At 67.6% G+C, this 16736-nt stretch carries 15 protein-coding genes; 6 read left to right on the top strand and 9 right to left on the bottom strand.

The window, feature by feature from the left end:
* Position 1: 1 nt before the first annotated feature.
* Together AC5P7S_RS08480 and AC5P7S_RS08475 are read right to left on the bottom strand one after the other, a co-directional pair.
* Positions 2 to 829 carry an ABC transporter ATP-binding protein gene (locus AC5P7S_RS08480; RefSeq protein WP_005415200.1) on the bottom strand — a complete coding sequence of 276 codons (828 nt, stop codon included), beginning with the start codon at positions 827 to 829 and terminating at the stop codon, positions 2 to 4.
* A gap of 1 nt (position 830) precedes the next feature.
* Positions 831 to 1952 (bottom strand): MlaE family ABC transporter permease, encoded by a 1122-nt coding sequence (locus AC5P7S_RS08475; protein ID WP_095378638.1) that lies wholly within the window; start codon positions 1950 to 1952, stop codon positions 831 to 833.
* Positions 1953 to 2044: 92 nt separating this feature from the next.
* Here AC5P7S_RS08475 and AC5P7S_RS08470 point away from each other — a divergent pair, with 92 nt between their 5' ends.
* Complete coding sequence (locus AC5P7S_RS08470; RefSeq protein ID WP_046428410.1) at positions 2045 to 3304, top strand: threonine/serine exporter family protein; 1260 nt, start codon at positions 2045 to 2047, stop codon at positions 3302 to 3304.
* Between the two features lie 109 nt (positions 3305 to 3413).
* Here the strand turns inward: AC5P7S_RS08470 and AC5P7S_RS08465 are convergent, their stop codons facing one another.
* The 3 genes from AC5P7S_RS08465 to AC5P7S_RS08455 form a co-directional block, all read right to left on the bottom strand.
* Positions 3414 to 3797 carry an H-NS histone family protein gene (locus AC5P7S_RS08465; RefSeq protein ID WP_005415203.1) on the bottom strand — a complete coding sequence of 128 codons (384 nt, stop codon included), beginning with the start codon at positions 3795 to 3797 and terminating at the stop codon, positions 3414 to 3416.
* A 221-nt stretch (positions 3798 to 4018) separates the two neighbouring features.
* Positions 4019 to 5722, bottom strand: coding sequence for a proline--tRNA ligase (locus tag AC5P7S_RS08460; RefSeq protein ID WP_095378636.1), 1704 nt, complete (start codon positions 5720 to 5722; stop codon positions 4019 to 4021).
* Positions 5723 to 6299: 577 nt separating this feature from the next.
* Positions 6300 to 6677, bottom strand: a complete 378-nt coding sequence (locus AC5P7S_RS08455; protein ID WP_032953917.1) for a DUF4124 domain-containing protein — start codon at positions 6675 to 6677, stop codon at positions 6300 to 6302.
* A gap of 80 nt (positions 6678 to 6757) precedes the next feature.
* Between AC5P7S_RS08455 and pssA the strand changes: the two genes are divergently transcribed.
* The 3 genes from pssA to rimI are packed head-to-tail and all read left to right on the top strand — an operon-like array spanning position 6758 to position 8534.
* Positions 6758 to 7534: a CDP-diacylglycerol--serine O-phosphatidyltransferase gene (pssA, locus tag AC5P7S_RS08450; RefSeq protein WP_005415206.1), complete on the top strand. Its 777-nt coding sequence runs from the start codon at positions 6758 to 6760 to the stop codon at positions 7532 to 7534.
* On the top strand, positions 7531 to 8040 hold the full coding sequence (locus AC5P7S_RS08445; RefSeq protein ID WP_005415207.1) for a hypothetical protein: 510 nt from the start codon (positions 7531 to 7533) through the stop codon (positions 8038 to 8040). Before pssA ends, AC5P7S_RS08445 begins: the two co-directional genes overlap by 4 nt.
* Positions 8037 to 8534, top strand: a complete 498-nt coding sequence (gene rimI / locus AC5P7S_RS08440; protein WP_005415208.1) for a ribosomal protein S18-alanine N-acetyltransferase — start codon at positions 8037 to 8039, stop codon at positions 8532 to 8534. The genes AC5P7S_RS08445 and rimI overlap by 4 nt, the downstream gene beginning before the upstream one ends.
* 45 nt (positions 8535 to 8579) lie before the next feature.
* On the opposite strand, the gene AC5P7S_RS08435 is transcribed toward rimI, so the two are convergent.
* The 4 genes from AC5P7S_RS08435 to AC5P7S_RS08420 all read right to left on the bottom strand — a co-directional run bounded on the left by AC5P7S_RS08435 (position 8580) and on the right by AC5P7S_RS08420 (position 14422).
* On the bottom strand, positions 8580 to 9401 hold the full coding sequence (locus AC5P7S_RS08435) for an EamA family transporter (protein ID WP_095378092.1): 822 nt from the start codon (positions 9399 to 9401) through the stop codon (positions 8580 to 8582).
* A gap of 133 nt (positions 9402 to 9534) precedes the next feature.
* A complete protein-coding gene (locus AC5P7S_RS08430) occupies positions 9535 to 12363 on the bottom strand; it encodes a valine--tRNA ligase (protein ID WP_095378091.1) in 2829 nt (942 codons plus the stop codon).
* Between the two features lie 72 nt (positions 12364 to 12435).
* Complete coding sequence (locus AC5P7S_RS08425; RefSeq protein WP_005415211.1) at positions 12436 to 12861, bottom strand: DNA polymerase III subunit chi; 426 nt, start codon at positions 12859 to 12861, stop codon at positions 12436 to 12438.
* 82 nt (positions 12862 to 12943) lie between these two features.
* Positions 12944 to 14422 (bottom strand): leucyl aminopeptidase, encoded by a 1479-nt coding sequence (locus AC5P7S_RS08420; RefSeq protein WP_005415212.1) that lies wholly within the window; start codon positions 14420 to 14422, stop codon positions 12944 to 12946.
* A 104-nt stretch (positions 14423 to 14526) separates the two neighbouring features.
* On the opposite strand from AC5P7S_RS08420, the gene lptF reads away from it, so the two are divergent.
* Together lptF and lptG are read left to right on the top strand one after the other, a co-directional pair.
* Complete coding sequence (gene lptF, locus AC5P7S_RS08415; protein ID WP_495213621.1) at positions 14527 to 15609, top strand: LPS export ABC transporter permease LptF; 1083 nt, start codon at positions 14527 to 14529, stop codon at positions 15607 to 15609.
* Positions 15606 to 16712 carry an LPS export ABC transporter permease LptG gene (gene lptG, locus AC5P7S_RS08410; protein ID WP_049414332.1) on the top strand — a complete coding sequence of 369 codons (1107 nt, stop codon included), beginning with the start codon at positions 15606 to 15608 and terminating at the stop codon, positions 16710 to 16712. The genes lptF and lptG overlap by 4 nt, the downstream gene beginning before the upstream one ends.
* Positions 16713 to 16736 lie beyond the last annotated feature (24 nt).

The raw sequence follows: 16736 nt of genomic DNA, 5'->3' as shown, positions 1-16736 counted from the left end.
CTCAGGCACTCTCGATCTGTTCGCCACGCGCGGCGCGCGCGCGGGGTCCGTGGAAGTATTCCTGGATCCACGGATGATCCAGTTTCTCGATGTCGGGCAAGGCGGCGTTGGCCACCACCTTGCGGTCGGCGATCACCGCTACCCGGTCGCAGATCGCATACAGCGTGTCCAGGTCGTGGGTGATCAGGAACACGGTCAGCCCCAGCGCTTCCTGCAGCGTCTTGATCAGGCGGTCGAACGCCGCCGCGCCGATCGGGTCGAGGCCGGCGGTGGGTTCGTCCAGGAACAGCAACGGCGGATCCAGCGCCAGCGCCCGGGCCAGGCCGGCGCGCTTGCGCATGCCGCCGGACAGCTGCGAAGGCAGCTTGTTGATCGCGTCGGCGGGCAGGCCGGCCAGTTTCACTTTCAGCAGCGCCAGTTCGTAGTGCCAGCGCTCGGGCAGTTCGCGGTGGTGTTCCTTCAATGGAACCTGGACGTTCTCACCCACGGTCAGCGACGAGAACAGGGCACCGTCCTGGAACAGCACGCCGGTATTGCGTTCGATGTGCAGGCGGCTCTCGGCGTCGTCGGCACGCGCATCGCGGCCGAGGACTTCGATCTGCCCAGCATCCGGCACACGCAGGCCGAGGATCGAGCGCATCAGCACCGACTTGCCGGTGCCGGAGCCGCCGACCACGCCCAGGATCTCGCCGCGGCGTACGTCCAGATCCAGGTCTTCGTGCACGGTCTGGCTGCCGAACCGGTTGACCAGGCCACGCACGCGGATGGCCAGTTCGTGGCCCTGGTCGTCGCGCATGTCGATGGATTCGGGGAGGGCGGATGTGCTCATGTCACCAGTCCATGTGCATGAACCACAACGCCGCGAAGGCGTCGATGATGATCACCAGCGAGATCGTCTGCACCACGCTGGAGGTGGTGCGCTCGCCGACCGACTGCGCGGTGCCCTCGACCTTCAGACCCTCCAGGCAGCCGATCAGGCCGATCACCAGGGCGAATACCGGCGCCTTCGACAGGCCCACCAGCAGGTGCCGCACTTCCATCGTCTCGTGCATGCGCGCGATGTACATCTGCGGCGGGATGTCGAGGTCGAACGCACCGACGGTGATGCCGCCGGCCAGGCCGGCGATCATCGCGATGAAGGTCAGCAAGGGCAGGGTGACCAGCAGCGCCAGCAAGCGTGGCAGCACCAGCAGGTCGACCGGGTCCAGGCCCAGCGTACGCATCGCATCGATCTCCTCGCGTGCCTTCATCGCACCGATCTGCGCGGTGAAGGCGCTGGCGGTACGGCCGGCCAGCACGATCGCGGTCAGCAGCACGGCGAACTCGCGCAGGAAAGCGATGTTGACCAGCTCGACCACGTAGATCTCGGCGCCGAAGTCGCGCAGGATGGTCGAGCCGAGGAACGCGATCACCGCACCCACCAGGTAGGACAACAGCGCCACCAGCGGCACCGCATCCAGCCCGACCTGCTCCATCTGATGCACGGTGGCGGTCAGCCGGAAGCGGCGGGGTTCCTTGACCAGCCGCGCCGCCTTGACCAGGTTCTCGCCGAGGAAACTGCACAGGGCCTTGATGTTGTGGCCGGTGGCGTGGACGCTGACACCCAGCCGCTCCAGCGCGGCCAGCACGCCGAAATCGCGCTTGGCCTTGGGCCGGTCGTCGGCCACTTCCTCGATGGTGCACACCAGCGCCTGGTGGTCCGGGCGGAACTGCAGTGCGTCTTCGTGGAGGTCGGCGCGATGGGCCACGCGCAGTACCTGCAGCACGCCGGCGGAATCGAGCTGCTCGATGCCGGTGGCATCGATGCCGGTCAGCTTTTCGGGAACGCCGTGCAGGACCTCGGCCGCGGCCAGCGCGGTCTTCAAGGTCCAGGTGCCGGACAGGCGGATCAGGCCCGGGTCGTGGGCATCCTGTTCGAGCTGGGGGGCGTGGTTCGGGGTCACTTGGGCCATTCGGGTCGCAGCATAACCGTTCTGTATCGGGCTTCGCGTCGAACTCGGATGAATTTCTCCGGTGGGCCCCAGCGTAGGTAATACTACGGCGCATGTCCGCAGATGCTCACACGATCCCCACGCCCCAGGCCACCTACGCACAGCGCGTGGCCTTCGTTTCCGAGATCGCCGGACGCCTGCACAGCTATGGCACCACGGCCCAGCGCCTGGAAACGGCGGTGGTTGCACTGGCCCGCCAGCTCGATCTGGATTGTGAACCGTGGTCGAATCCCACCGGCATCATCCTCAGCTTCAGCGATCCGGCCCAGGCGATCGGCTCCAGCGACATCACCCGCGTGATCCGCCTGGCACCGGGTGAGAACGACCTGCACAAGCTCAGCGTTGCCGACCACATCGCCGAAGAAGTGTCCAACGGGCGGATGAGCATCGCCCAGGGCCACACTGCGCTGCGCCAGCTGGACAAGGATCCGGGCCGGCGCGGCAAGCTGCGCACCATCCTGTCGTTCACCCTCGGCGCGGCGGGCGTGGCGGGCATGTGGAAGCTGCCGTGGCTGGACATCGCCACCGCCGGTGTCATCGGCCTGATGATCGGCCTGCTCGGCATGGTCACCGATCGCCGCCCGGCCACCCGCGAAGCCGCCGAGGCACTGGCCGCGCTGCTGGCCGGCATGGTCGCCACCCTGGTCGCGTCGTTCATTGGTGCGCTCAACCTCAATACGGTGATCATCGCCTCGCTGGTGGTGCTGCTGCCCGGCATGTCGCTGACCAATGCGGTCAATGAGCTGGCCAGCCAGCACTGGGTATCGGGTACCGCGCGCTTTGCCGGCGCGCTGACCACCATCATGAAGCTCAGCGTCGGCGCGATGATCGCGGTGACCCTGGCCGATGTGCTCGGCCTGGATCCGGTGATCCGGGCCGCGCGGCCGCAGGGGCCGTGGGTGGAATGGGGCTCGCTGCTGACCGCCGCATTTGCCTTCGCGATGCTGTTCAAGGCCAATCGCCGCGATTATCCGTGGGTGATTGCCGCCTCGGTGGCCGGTTATGCGATCTCCAAGTTTGGCGGCCACGCCTGGGGCGCACCGGCCGGTATCTTCCTGTCGGCAATGCTGCTGACCGCCGGTGGCAACCTGTTCGGTCGCCTGGTCGGGCGTCCGGGCGCGATCATCCGCCTGCCGGGCATCATCATGATGGTGCCCGGCAGCACCAGCCTGCGTGGCGTGCTGACCCTGGTCCAGCAGCAGGACGTGGGCGCCGGCCAGAGCGTGTTCCTCACCGTTCTGAACGTGGTGATGGCGCTGGTGGCGGGCCTGCTGTTCGGCAACCTGCTGATGCCGGCGCGCAAGACACTATAGAGCCGAGCCCATGTTCGGCTTTGCATATGGATAGCCGAGCGTGGGCTCGGCTCAACATACAGGAAACGCCGGCTTTCGCCGGCGTTTTTCATTGCTCCCCGATTCGGCCTCAGGCCTTCTTGATCAGGAAATCTTCCGGCTTCTTGTTGCCCTTGGCGGTCAGTTCAGCCATCCAGCGCGGCTGCTTGCCACGGCCGGTCCAGGTTTCCTTGGGGTTGGCCGGGTTGCGGTACTTCGGGGCAACCTTGCCCAGCTTGCGGCCGGCGGTCTTCGACGGTGCCTTGGCGACCTTGGCCACCTTGCGCGCGCGCGGGGCCGGGGCGTCGCCGAACAGTTCCTCGATGGTGTAGCCCTCGGTCTTGGCCAGCTTGGTCAGCTGGGCGCGCACCTTGGTGATCGGCCGGCGCTTGGCGACGATGGTCTGCTGCTTCTTGGCGGTACGGATCAGGGCGCCCAGCTCGCGTGCTGACAGGCCGGTCAGGTCAATGCTCATTTACGGTTACTCCGGAAACTAATGTGTGGACGGGACAAGCCAGTCCATGGCGTCGGCGGACAGAATAGAGATGAATTAATCACAGCACAAATGCAGGCAGGACATGCCGTGGCGGCATACCAGCGCCGTGGCGGCGATTTTGACCGGATTATGTCCGCTGCAATATCGGCGAAGGCCGCGGGCAGAAAAAAAAGACCGGGGCAGGCCCCGGTCTTTCCACGTCAGCCCTGCAGTCGCTGCAGCAGGGTGGCCTTGTCCAGGCTCTCCGCCTCGCTGGCGCGGCGCGAGCGGTACTCGTAGGTACCGGCGGCCAGGCCGCGTTCGCTGACCACCACGCGGTGCGGGATGCCGATCAGTTCCATGTCGGCGAACATCGCGCCCGGGCGCAGGCCGCGATCGTCGAGCGCGGCGTCCAGGCCAGCGTCGCGCAGCTCATTCAGCAGATTGGCTGCAGCGTCGGCCACGGCGGCATCGCCCTTCGGGTTGATCACGCACACCACGATCTGCCACGGCGCCATCGCGTCCGGCCAGATGATGCCGGCATCGTCATGGTTCTGTTCGATCGCGGCAGCCACCACGCGCGAGATACCGATGCCGTAGCAACCCATCGCCATCACCGCCGCCTTGCCGTTTTCATCCAGCACGGTGGCATCCAGCGCTTCGGCGTACTTGCGGCCGAGCTGGAACACGTGGCCGACTTCGATGCCACGGGCGATCTTCAGTTCACCGCCGTCCACGGCACGATCGCCGGCACGCACGTTGCGGATGTCGGCCACTTCCGGTTCCGGCAGGTCGCGGCCCCAGTTGACGCCGGCCAGGTGGAAACCGGCCTCGTTGGCGCCGACGACGAAGTCGGCCATTGCCGCCACTTCGCGATCGGCGACCACGCGGATGGCCTTGGCCGGCGCGACCGGGCCGAGGAAGCCTGGCACGCTGCCCAGGTGCTCGGCGATTTCCGCCTCGCTGGCGAAGCGTTGCTCGTCCAGCCCGGCCACCTTGGCCAGCTTGATCTCGTTGACCTCATGGTCGCCACGCACCAGCACCAGCACGAACTGCTGTGCCTCGCCTTCGCCGGCGATCAGTGCCACCGACTTCACCGTGCGCTGCAGGTCGATGCCGAGCAGGGCCGCGACGTCCTCGCAGGTCTTCTGGGTGGGGGTATCCACCTTGCGCATTGTTTCGGTGGCGGCCGCACGCGGTGCCGGATCGGCGGCGATCGCCGCCTCCATGTTCGCCGCGTAGTCCGAACCGGTGGAGAACACCAGGGCGTCTTCGCCGGAATCGGCGATCACGTGGAATTCCTGCGAGGCATCGCCGCCGATCGCGCCGGAGTCCGCCTGCACCATGCGGAAGTCCAGGCCGAGGCGGGTGAAGATGCGGCTGTAGGCCGACTTCATGTTCTCGTACTCGCGCACCAGGCACTCATCGTGCAGGTGGAACGAATAGGCGTCCTTCATCAGGAATTCGCGCGCGCGCATCACGCCGAAGCGCGGGCGGATCTCGTCGCGGAACTTGGTCTGAATCTGGTAGAAGTTCACCGGCAGCTGCTTGTAGCTGGACAGCTCGCTGCGCGCGAAGTCGCAGGCGGCTTCTTCGGCGGTCGGGCTGTAGCAGAACACCTGGTCCTTGCGGTCCTTGATCTTCAGCAGCTGCGGGCCGAACTTCTGCCAGCGGCCGGTCTGCTCCCACAGTTCCTTCGGCTGGATGGTCGGGATCTGGAATTCCACCGCGCCGGCCCGGTCCATTTCCTCGCGAACAATGCGCTCGACCTTGCGCAGCACGCGCAGGCCCAGCGGCGACCAGATGTACAGGCCCGATGCCAGCTTGCGGATCATGCCCGCGCGCAGCATCAGCCGGTGGCTGGTCAGCTCGGCGTCGCTGGGGGTTTCCTTGGTGGTGTGCAGGTGGAACTGGGAGAGGCGCATCGTCGGCTTCGGATAACGGCAGAGACGTCTATTCTGCCAGCCCGGCCGGGGGGAGGGGTATCGGCAGGGCTGCGCCCTGCACCCGCCGTAGTGCCGGCCGCTGGCCGGCAACCTCAGAAGCAACAGCGGGTTTCCCGTGGGATGGCGGGGTGGGTCCGGTTGCGGGAGACGCCGTAAACCCATCCATGGGGGCTTGGCCGCGGCATCCATGCCGCGGACACTCCCGCAACCGGACCCACCCCGCCTTCGACAGTTTCCTGCGAGCTGTCGGAATGGCTCCCGGGGTCAGATCCGTTTTCCGCAGGAAAACGGATCTGACCCCGGATTCAATTCGAGATCCGACAGATTTCATCCACGCATGGCGTGGATCTACTGGCCACCGGAAATCTGTCGGGGGGGGGGGGCGGTGTCGGATTGCGGGGTGTCAGCCGCATGGATGCGGCTGCCAAGCCTACATGGACGTACTTGCGGCGTCCCCGCAATCCGACACCGCCCCGCCATTCCACGGAATGCCCGCTTTTGACGTTGCCGTTGCTTGCAGCCTCGGCAGGTGCAGGGCGCAGCCCTGCCGATACCCTTAACCGGCCGGTGGGCAGTAAGCCTTGATGGCCGCCTCCGCCAATCCCTTCTGCGCGGTGTGCTGCTCCGGGGTCAACGGGGTATCGGCCTTGCCATCACCATCGGTGTCCTGCATCACCTGGCCACCGCCGTCCAGCAGGGCCAGGTTGGCCCGGGCCGTGCTGCACTGCTCGGGAACCGGCGCGGCCGGGGTCTCGGTGCTGGCCGCGGCCTGCGGGGTGCGGGCCTGCTCGCGGGTCTCGTACTTCTTGCCCGCCGGTGGGGTCTCCGAGTACTGGGTCACGCCATGGGCGTCCTTCCATTTGTAGACGGGACCGGCCACGGCGTTGGCACTGGCCAACAGCAGCAGGCATCCAAGGCAGGACAGGGCACGCATGGCAAACTCCACGGAATGGGCGTAGAACGCCGATTGCAGCATTGGCGCCGAGCACTGGCAAGTCGATTAAACTGGATTCCATGGACCCGATCACACCGCCGCCGCGCTCGCGCACGATTTACCTGCTGCCCAACCTGTTCACCACCGCCGGCCTGTTCGCCGGTTTCTACGCGATCATCGCCGCGGCCAACGGGGATTTCGTCAATGCCAGCATCGCCGTGTTCGTGGCGGCGGTGATGGATGGCCTGGACGGGCGCGTGGCGCGCCTGACCGGTACCAGCAGCGAATTCGGCGTGCAGTACGACTCGCTGGCCGACCTGGTCAGCTTCGGCATGGCCCCGGCGCTGGTGATGTACCACTGGTCGCTGTCGTGGCTGAAGTTCGATGATCCGCTGCTCGGCCGCGTCGGCTGGGCCGTGGCCTTCCTGTATGCGGCCTGCGCGGCACTGCGCCTGGCCCGCTTCAACACGCAGGTGGCGGTGGTCGACAAGCGCTGGTTCGTTGGCCTGGCCAGCCCGGCCGCAGCGGGCCTGATGATGTCCTTCGTCTGGGCGTTCGCCGACGGCAACCTGGGCTGGGATGGCAACCAGCTGCGCTACGTGGCGCTGGCGGTGACGATCATCGCTGCGCTGCTGATGGTCAGCCGTATCCGTTTCTGGAGCTTCAAGGGCGGCGCGGCCAAGGGCACCCGTTCGGATCGCGTGCCGTTCCTGGTGCTGGCGCTGGTGCCGGTCGCCATTGCCATCGCGGTGATCGACCTGCCGCGCGTGCTGTTCGCGGTCGGGATCCTGTACGCCCTGTCCGGCCCGGTGATGTGGGCCGTGCAGCGCCTGCGCAAGAAGCCCGAGGCCGCGTGAGCCAGGACCTGCCCGTGCTGTGGTCGCCGGCCCAGCAGGCCTGGCTGCAGGCCATGGGCTATACCGTCTATCACGACGGCCAGCTGGCCGCCGAGCTGGATGCCGCATTGCAGTTGAGCGTGGCCGAAGCCGAGGCCAGTGTTGCCCCGCCGGAACCGGAGCCGGTGCGGGCCGCTGTGCCGCCGCGCGACGCCCGCGCCGCGACGGCGACCGCAGTACGCGCGGAACGCCCGGCTCCGCCGCGCCGCGAAACGCCGGTCAGTGCCCCGGATACCGTGCCGGCGGCTGAGCGCCCGCTGCCCAGCGGCAACGCACGACAGCCGGTGGTACGCCTGCCCGATCGCCTGCAGATCGCGCTGCTGCGCGCGTCCGGCTGCAACCCGAACGACCCGGCGACGCAGGTGCTGATGGACAGCTGGCCGCTGGACCAGCTGCGCCGTGACCCGGCCGCCAAGCGTGCGCTGTGGCCGCAGCTGCGTGCCCTGCGCAAGCGGGGTGCGCGGTGAGCGCGGTGACCCGGCCCGGCCCGGTCAGCCTGCGTGCGCTGCGCGAGAGCGACCTCAATGCCGTGATGGCGATCGAGCTGCGGGGCTATCCTTTTCCCTGGACCCGCGGCATTTTCATCGACTGCCTGCGCGCCGGCTATCCCGGCCTGGCGATGGAGCGCGATGGCCTGCTGGTCGGCTATGGCGTGCTCAGCATCGCCGCGGATGAAGCGCACGTGCTCAACATCTGCATCGACCCGCTGGCACAGTCGCGCGGGCTGGGCCGCCAGCTGCTGCGCGCGATGGTGCAACTGGCCGCCGACCGTGGTGCCCAGCGCGTCTTCCTGGAGGTGCGTCCGTCCAACACGCCGGCGCTGGCGCTGTACCACAGCGAAGGCTTCAACGAGATCGGCCGCCGCCCGCGTTACTATCCGGCCGCACAGGGCCGCGAGGACGCGGTGGTGATGGCGATCGAGCTGGTCGACGGCGACCTGCAGGTGATGCCGCCGCTGTGACGCAGACGGGTTGCCGGCCAGCGGCCGGCACTACCAACGCGCCCATCACGCCAGGCGCAACGCCAGCACGCCACCGACGATGAGCGACGCTGCCAGCCAGCGCGCGCGTGGTATCCGTTCGCGCAGCAGGAACACCGAGATCAGCAGCGCGAACAGGATCGAGGATTCGCGCAGCGCCGAGATCATCGCCACCGGCGCCTGGGTCATGGCCCACAACGCCATCGCATAGGAGGCGGTGGTGCCGACGCCACCGGCCAGTCCCAGCGGCCAATGCTGCCGCGCATAGTCCAGTACCGCGCCGCCGCGCGTGTACAACGCCCACAGCGGCAGCGGAACGCCCGACAGCAGGAACAACCACAGCGTGTAGCTGAGCGCGCTGCCGGACTGGCGCGCACCCTGCGCATCGACCAGCGTGTAGGTGGCGATCATCGCTGCGGTCAGCAGCGGCAGGCGCAGTTGGCCGCTACGCGCACCCACTGCCATGCACAGGATGCCGGTGCTCACCAGCACCACACCCAGCCACGCTGCAGCGGGCAATGGTTCACCGAGCAGGGTGCCCGCCAGTGCGACCAGGATCGGCGCGCTGCCACGCATCAGCGGGTAGGCCAGGCTCATGTCGACCTGCTGGTAACAGCGTGCGACCAGCCCGTAATAGGTCACCTGCAACAGCACCGATGCGCCCAGCCAGGGGCAGCTGTGCGCGGCGGGAAAAGGCAGGAAGGGCAGGGCGGCGGCCGACAGCAGCGCGGCGCTGCCGGTGACCAGCACGGTGCCGAGGAACTTGTCCGGCCCGCGCTTGACGATCGCATTCCAGCTGGCATGCAGTGCCGCAGCGGCGAGAACCAGCAGGAAGATCGAAAGAGGCATCCGGCGATGATGCCATGCGGGGGAAATGGAAACGCCGGGCATCGCCCGGCGTTTCCCATTTCGCTTGGGTGGGTGCCAACCTCTCCCGGCGTGGTAGGTGCCAACCTTGGTTGGCACGCACCAGAGCGCGGCGTTACAGCTTCGCGCGCTGTTCGCGCAGGCCGGCCAGCTGGGTGTTCCAGTCGGCCAGGCGCACGCGCTCCTGCTCGACCACGGCCGGCGGCACCTTGTCGGTGAACTTGGCCAGCTTGGTCTCGCTCTTCTCCTTTTCGGCTTCGACGCGAGCGATTTCCTTGTCCAGGCGCACGCGCTCGGCATCGAGATCGACCAGGCCTTCCAGCGGCACCAGCAGCTTCAGCTCGCCCACGATCGCGGCGGCCGCCGGCGGTGCGCTTTCGCCTTCGGCCAGCCACTGGATGCTGTCCAGCTTCAGCAGGAACGACAGCGAAGCGCTGAAGCGTTCAATACGCACGCGGTCCTGTGCCAGGCCGGCCTGCAGGCGCAGCGGCACCAGCTTGGACGGTGCGACGTTCAGCTCACTGCGCACGCGGCGCACGGCACTGATCACCGCCTTCAGCCATTCCACGTCGGCCTCGGCCTGGGCGAAATCACCGGCGAATTCGGCGGCGGTCGGGTAAGGGCGCAGCGACAGCGTGGTTTCGACCAGGCCCAGGCGCGGGGCCAGCTGCTGCCACAGCTGTTCGGTGATGAACGGCGTGAGCGGGTGCAGCAGGCGCAGCAGTGCTTCCAGCACGTACAGCAAGGTGTGGCGGGTGCTTTCGGCATCAGCCGCGTCGGCACCGTTCAAGGCCGGCTTGCTCAGCTCCAGGAACCAGTCGCAGAACGCGTTCCAGGCGAACTCGTACAGGCACTGCGCCAGCAGGTCGAAGCGATACGCGGCGAAATGGCCCTGAGCTTCGGCGGTGGTGGCGGCCAGGCGCGCGAGGATCCAGCGCTCGGCATCGGTGCGCGGCTTGGGCACGCCGGTGAACGCAGCGCCTTCGGTGTTCATCAGGGCGAAGCGGCTGGCGTTCCACAGCTTGTTGCAGAAGTTCTTGTAGCCCTCGGCGCGGTTCATGTCGAACTTGATGTCGCGGCCGTGGGTGGCCAGCGCGGCGATGGTGAAGCGCAGCGCGTCGGCACCGTGGGCGGCGATGCCGTCCGGGAATTCCTTGCGGGTGGCCTTCTCGATCTTCTCGACCATCTTCGGCTGCATCAGGCCGCCGGTGCGCTTGGCGACCAGGTCGTCGATGGTGATGCCGTCGATGATGTCCAGCGGGTCGAGCACGTTGCCCTTGCTCTTGGACATCTTCTGGCCCTGGCCGTCGCGGATCAGGCCGGTGAAGTAGACGTCCTTGAACGGGATCTTCCCGACCAGGTTGTCGGTGGCCATGATCATGCGCGCCACCCAGAAGAAGATGATGTCAAAGCCGGTGATCAGCACCGACGATGGCAGGTAGCGGTCGAAGCCGCGCTCGGCCATGGCCTGCTCATTCGGCCAGCCCAGGGTGGAGAACGGCCACAGCTGCGAGGAGAACCAGGTCTCCAGCACGTCGCTTTCCTGGTTCAGCACCACGTCGCTGCCCAGGTTGTGCTTCGCGCGCACGTCCTCTTCGCTGCGACCGACGTAGCAGTTGCCGGTGGCGGCATCGAACCACGCCGGGATACGGTGGCCCCACCACAGCTGGCGGCTGATGCACCAGTCCTGGATGTTGTTCATCCAGTGGCGGTAGGTGTTGATCCAGTTCGGCGGCACGAAGGAAATGCTTCCGTCCTCGACCAGTTCCAGGCCACGCTTGGCCAGGTCGTCCATCTTCACGAACCACTGGTCGGTCAGGTACGGCTCGATCACCTGGCCGGTACGGTCGCCGCGCGGCACCTGCAGCTTGTGCGCCTTGGTCTCGACCAGGATGCCCAGGTCTTCCAGTTCGGCCAGCACGGCCTTGCGCGCTTCATAGCGGTCCAGGCCCTGGAAGCGTTCCGGCGCGTTTTCGTTCAGCGCCGCCACCGGGGTGAACAGGTTGATCATCGGCAGGCTGTGGCGCACGCCCACTTCGTAGTCGTTGAAATCATGCGCCGGGGTGACCTTGACCACGCCGGTGCCGAACGCGCGGTCCACGTAGTCGTCGGCGATCACCGGCACGCGGCGGCCAGTCAGCGGCAGCACCACGCTCTTGCCGATCAGGTGCGCGTAACGCTCGTCTTCCGGGTGCACCATCACCGCGGTATCGCCCAGCAGGGTTTCCGGGCGGGTGGTGGCAACGACCAGGTAGTCGCGGGTTTCTCGCAGGGTTTCCACGCCGTCGGCATCGCGCTCGACGTGCTCGTAGCTCAGGCCTTCGTCCAGCGTGTAGGCGATCGACCACAGGAAGCCGTCTTCCTCGGCGCTCTCCACTTCCAGGTCGGAAATGGCGGTCTTCAGCACCGGGTCCCAGTTCACCAGGCGCTGGCCGCGGTAGATCAGGCCCTGCTCGTACCAGCGCACGAAGGCTTCATTGACCGCCGCCGACGGCTGCGGGTCCATGGTGAAGGTGCTGCGCGACCAGTCGGCGGAGGTGCCAAGGCGACGCATCTGGCGTTCGATGGTGTCGCCGGACTGCTGCTTCCACTCCCAGACCTTGCCGATGAAGCCCTCGCGGCCCAGCGAATCGCGGGTCTCGCCCTTGCCTTCCAGCGCCAGGTTGCGGCTGACCACCATTTCGGTGGCGATGCCGGCGTGGTCGGTACCGACCTGCCACAGCGTGTCGTAGCCGCGCATGCGGTGGTAGCGCACCAGCGCGTCCATCAGGGTCTGCTGGAAGGCGTGGCCCATGTGCAGGGTGCCGGTCACGTTCGGCGGCGGCAGCAGGATGGTGTACGGCTCGCCCGTGCCGGACGGCTTGAAGTGGCCGGCCTTCTCCCAGGCCTCGTAGAGGTCGGTCTCGAAGGACTTCGGGTCGTAGCTGGAGGCGAGTTGGGTCATGCGGGGGAACCAGGAGGTAATCGTTGAAGGATCAGGGCGCGGCGGCGGCCCATCAAGGGGGCCGGCGCGCGCTCACATGTCGTGCTTGTTCAGGTCGTAACCGGCGGCCTTGTACTGGCGCCAGCGCTCGCGCAGCGGTTCGCGCGCTTCCGGATCGGCCGGCACCACTTCCAGCACGCGCTCGCACTGGCCCAGCCAGGGCTCGTCGCGCAGGTTGATCACCAGCGGACGCGCCGGTGCCTCGGTGCCGGGTACCGCGATCAGTACCAGGGCCTCTTCCTCGTCCATGTCTTCGCCGGCGATCTGGTGCGGGATGTAGGCGTCGTTGTCGAACGCCCACAGCAGCTCGTCCAGCTCCTCGGCCTGGGCCTGGTCACGGGCCAGCACCAGGGTGAACAACCCGGCGTCGTTGGCCTTGCGCGCCAGCTCACAGACCAGGCGCAGCGGCTCGGTCAGGAAGCGGGGCTTGGCGATCAGGTAGAAGTCGGCGCGGGGCATGGCAGGGTCCGGGTCAGGCAGGGGCCCGGCAGTGCCGGGCGAGGCCCCGGCCGGCGTCTGCCGGCCAGGGTCGGGTACGGCATCAGGCGCGGGCGGCCTGGTCCAGCAGCCACTGGCTCAGCAGGCCGACCGGGCGGCCGGTGGCCATGCCACGCTTGCCTTCATCGCTGGCCACGCCGGCGATGTCCAGATGGGCCCAGCGCTGGCCTTCGGCGAAGCGCGACAGGAAGCAGCCGGCGGTGATCGCGCCGGCCCAGCGGCCACCGATGTTGTAGACGTCGGCGAAGCTCGAATCCAGCATCGGCTGATACTCGTCCCACAGCGGCAGGCGCCAGGCGCGGTCGAACACGTGCTCGCCGGCGGCCAGCAGCTCGTTGGCCAGGTCGTCGTGCTTGCTCATCAGGCCGGCGGTCTGGTGGCCCAGGGCGACCATGCAGGCACCGGTCAGGGTGGCGACGTCGACCAGCGCGGCCGGCTCGAAGCGCTGCGCGTAGGTCAGCGCGTCGCACAGGATCAGGCGGCCTTCGGCGTCAGTGTTGCCCACTTCGATGGTCTTGCCCGACATCGAGGTGATCACGTCCGACGGACGATAGGCGTTGCCATCAATGGCGTTTTCCACCGCCGGGACCACCACGACGAGGTTCAGCGGCAGCTTGGCCTTGACCGCAGCGACGAAGGTGCCGATGACGTTGGCGCCACCGCACATGTCGTACTTCATTTCCTCGATGCCGCCCTGGGTCTTCAGGTTGACGCCACCGGTATCGAAGGTGATGCCCTTGCCGACCAGCACGTACGGCTTGGCGTCACCGCCATTGTTCCACTTCAGCACGACCAGGCGCGGGCGGTTGGCCGAGCCACGGGCCACGGCCAGCAGCGAGCCCATGCCCAGCGCTTCCATCTGGTGCTCGTCGAGGATCTCGGCTTCGGCACCCTCGTGCTCGCCGGCGAACTTCACGCCCACGTCGGCCAGATAGGCCGGGGTGCAGTAGTTGGGCGGCAGGTTGCCCAGCTCACGGGCGAACTCGACGCCGGCGGCAATGGCCTGGCCCTGAGCCAGCGCCTGCGCGTCGTCACCGGCGATGGCCAGCTGGGTCAGACCGGCGTCGTCGGCCTTCTTCTTGCCCAGAGTGGCGGTATACCGGTAGGCGGCGTGATCGGCGGCGATCACCGCCTGACGGATCGCCCAGGCCGCGTCGCGGTCCTTCACCGCCACTTCGGACAGGGTGAACAGTGCGCTGCGGGCAGCACCGGCCTTCAGCGCGCGCACGGCGTCGCCCACGGCCTTCAGGTACTGCGGCACGCCGAAACGGGCGGCTTCACCGAGGCCGACCACCAGCACGCGCGGGGCGGTTACGCCCGGCAGGTCGTGCAGCAGGGTGGTTGCGCCGGTCTTGCCGGACAGGTCGCCACGCTCGGCCAGGGCCGCCAGGCGGCCACCGCTGGCGGCATCCAGGGCCTGCGCGGCCGGGGTCAGGGTATGGTCGGCATACGCGCCGACCACCAGGCAATCAACGGTGGCGGCGGCCGGAGCAACGTGGTTCAGGGTGAATTCGAGGGCCATTGAGCAGATTCCATTGGCGAGTCCGTACAATCGCAGGCCGTTTACGCCCAGACAGTAGACTGGGCGGCACCGCGAACGAACCCCAGAGTTTAAACCACCGCCCCATGCTGAAGCTCGACCGATACCTGCTGGGCGATTTCGTCCAGAGTTTCCTGGCTACCCTGATCGTCCTGCTGGTGGTCAGCGTGGGCGGCGTGCTGGTGGACATCCTCGGCAACATCGCCGACGGACGCCTGCCAGCCAAGCTGCTGTTCTCCCAGCTGGGCCTGCAGTTCATCGCCTACCTGCCGCTGATCCTGCCGCTGGCACTGATGCTGGGCCTGCTGCTGGCCGTGGCGCGGCTGTACCGCGACTCGGAAATGGCGGTCATCACCGCCATTGGTGTCGGCCCCAAGCGACTGCTGCGGCCGCTGCTGATGCTGGTGGTGCCGGTGGTGCTGCTGGTCGGCGCCTGCTCGCTGTGGCTGGGCCCGTGGGCAGGCCGGGTGGCCGAGCAGATGATCATCGAGGCCAACCGCAGCGTGCTGATGGCCGGCCTGGAGCCGGGCCGGTTCACGCCGCTGCCCAATGGCGGCGTGGTCTACCTGTCCTCGATCTCGCCTGACGGCACCGAGCTGGGCAAGGTGTTCATGCAGCGGCAGAAGGACGATCGCCTGGAAGTGGTGTCGGCCAACAGTGGCCGCATGTACTTCGAGGGCACCCGCCAGCGTTTCCTGGAGCTGGATGATGGCCACCAGGTGGAAGGCCCGGTGGCCGCTGGGCTGAATTACCGGCTGGCGACCTTCGCCCGCAACGACGTGGCCCTGCCCGATGGCGCACAGACCCGCACCGAGGATGATCCCGAACTGATGCCGACCCTGCAGTTGATCGGAGATGCGCGGCCGCAGGCACAGGCACAGCTGCACCGCCGCCTGGCGCCGCCGCTGATTGCGCTGGCGTTTGCCCTGCTGACCGTGCCGCTGGGCCGCAGCTCGCCGCGCCAGCAGCGCTATGGACGCATGATGCTGGCCCTGCTGGCCTACATGGTGGGCACCAACCTGATGTTCATCGGCAGCGGCTGGATCGCCAACGGCAAGATCCCGGCCGCGCTCGGCCTGTGGTGGCTGACCCTGCCGCTGCTGGCGCTGGCGATCTGGATGTATGTACGTGATGGCCGCCTGGCCCGCCCGAAGGGAGCCCGCGCATGAGGCTGCGCCCGATGCGTTTCGACCTGTACCTGGGCCGGTCGGTGTTCACCACCGTGCTGCTGACCTGGGCGGTGCTGGTGGGCCTGGACGTGGTGATGGCCTTCTCCGGCGAGTTCAAGGACATCGGCAAGAACGGCTACACCCTGGGCCATGCCGCCGCGTGGGTGCTGTACACCGTGCCGCGCCGCGCCTACACGATGTTCCCGACGGCCGCGGTGATCGGCGCACTGATGGGCCTGGGCCAGCTGGCCGCGACCTCGGAGCTGACCGCACTGCGTGCCCTGGGCCTGTCGCGCAAGCGCCTGAGCGTATCGGTGGCGATTGCGCTGTCGCTGCTGACCGCGGTGATGGTGCTCAGCGCCGAGACGCTGGGCCCGTGGGGCCAGGACCGTGCCGATGCGCTGAAATCCAGCGCCAAATGGGGGCGGGATATTGCCACTACCCGTTACTCGGGGCTGTGGGCACGCGAAGGCGACACCTTCCTCAATGCGCAGAGCGGCGAGGAGCAGCTGGTGGGCGACAAGGGCACGCGGCTGATCCTGCGTGATGTGCGCCTGTACCGGGTCGCCGAAGACGGCAAGATCGCCTCGTTGACCCATGCCGCCACCGCCGAGCACGACAAGGACGGCTGGGTGTTGACCGGCGTGCGCCGCGACACCTTTGGCGAGCGCTCGGCAACCCGTCAGGAAGTGGCACGTGAGCCCTGGAACTCGAAGTTGGACCCGGCCGCGCTGGCGACCGGTATCGCCAAGCCGCGCAACCTCAGCGTGTCCGAGCTGAGCACCAGCATTGCCTACCGCGAACGCAACGGGCTGGACGCGCGCGATTTCGAGGATGTGTACTGGAGCCGCTGGTTCTATCCGGTGAACGTGCTGGCCCTGTGCCTGGCGGCGGTGCCGTTCGCGTTCGGATCGCTGCGCAGCGGCGGCATGGGCAAGCGCTTGTTCCTGGGCATCCTGTTCGCATTGGGCTTCTGGCTGCTGCAGCTGTTCTTCGGCCGCATGGCCGGCGCGCTGAAGTTCGATTACCGCATTGCCTACGCGTTGCCGCCGATCGTGATGCTGGCGGTATCCGGACTTCTGTTCCGGCGCAAGTCGGGCTGATTCTGATTGTTGTAGAGCCGAGCC

The sequence above is a fragment of the Stenotrophomonas sp. YJH_SMC_32 genome (assembly GCF_059369975.1).
Note: the sequence above shows the minus strand (reverse complement) of the source record. Positions and strands in the feature narration are given on the sequence as shown.

What these genes read in the sequence shown, in the direction of transcription:
- AC5P7S_RS08420 (WP_005415212.1), bottom strand. Translation starts at nt 14,422, where the DNA reads ATGGCCCTCGAATTCACCCTGAACCACGTTGCTCCGGCCGCCGCCACC.
- lptG (WP_049414332.1), top strand. Translation starts at nt 15,606, where the DNA reads ATGAGGCTGCGCCCGATGCGTTTCGACCTGTACCTGGGCCGGTCGGTG.
- AC5P7S_RS08460 (WP_095378636.1), bottom strand. Translation starts at nt 5,722, where the DNA reads ATGCGCCTCTCCCAGTTCCACCTGCACACCACCAAGGAAACCCCCAGC.
- AC5P7S_RS08480 (WP_005415200.1), bottom strand. Translation starts at nt 829, where the DNA reads ATGAGCACATCCGCCCTCCCCGAATCCATCGACATGCGCGACGACCAG.
- AC5P7S_RS08425 (WP_005415211.1), bottom strand. Translation starts at nt 12,861, where the DNA reads ATGCCCCGCGCCGACTTCTACCTGATCGCCAAGCCCCGCTTCCTGACC.
- AC5P7S_RS08465 (WP_005415203.1), bottom strand. Translation starts at nt 3,797, where the DNA reads ATGAGCATTGACCTGACCGGCCTGTCAGCACGCGAGCTGGGCGCCCTG.
- AC5P7S_RS08430 (WP_095378091.1), bottom strand. Translation starts at nt 12,363, where the DNA reads ATGACCCAACTCGCCTCCAGCTACGACCCGAAGTCCTTCGAGACCGAC.
- AC5P7S_RS08470 (WP_046428410.1), top strand. Translation starts at nt 2,045, where the DNA reads ATGTCCGCAGATGCTCACACGATCCCCACGCCCCAGGCCACCTACGCA.
- pssA (WP_005415206.1), top strand. Translation starts at nt 6,758, where the DNA reads ATGGACCCGATCACACCGCCGCCGCGCTCGCGCACGATTTACCTGCTG.
- AC5P7S_RS08455 (WP_032953917.1), bottom strand. Translation starts at nt 6,677, where the DNA reads ATGCGTGCCCTGTCCTGCCTTGGATGCCTGCTGCTGTTGGCCAGTGCC.
- AC5P7S_RS08435 (WP_095378092.1), bottom strand. Translation starts at nt 9,401, where the DNA reads ATGCCTCTTTCGATCTTCCTGCTGGTTCTCGCCGCTGCGGCACTGCAT.
- AC5P7S_RS08475 (WP_095378638.1), bottom strand. Translation starts at nt 1,952, where the DNA reads ATGGCCCAAGTGACCCCGAACCACGCCCCCCAGCTCGAACAGGATGCC.
- lptF (WP_495213621.1), top strand. Translation starts at nt 14,527, where the DNA reads ATGCTGAAGCTCGACCGATACCTGCTGGGCGATTTCGTCCAGAGTTTC.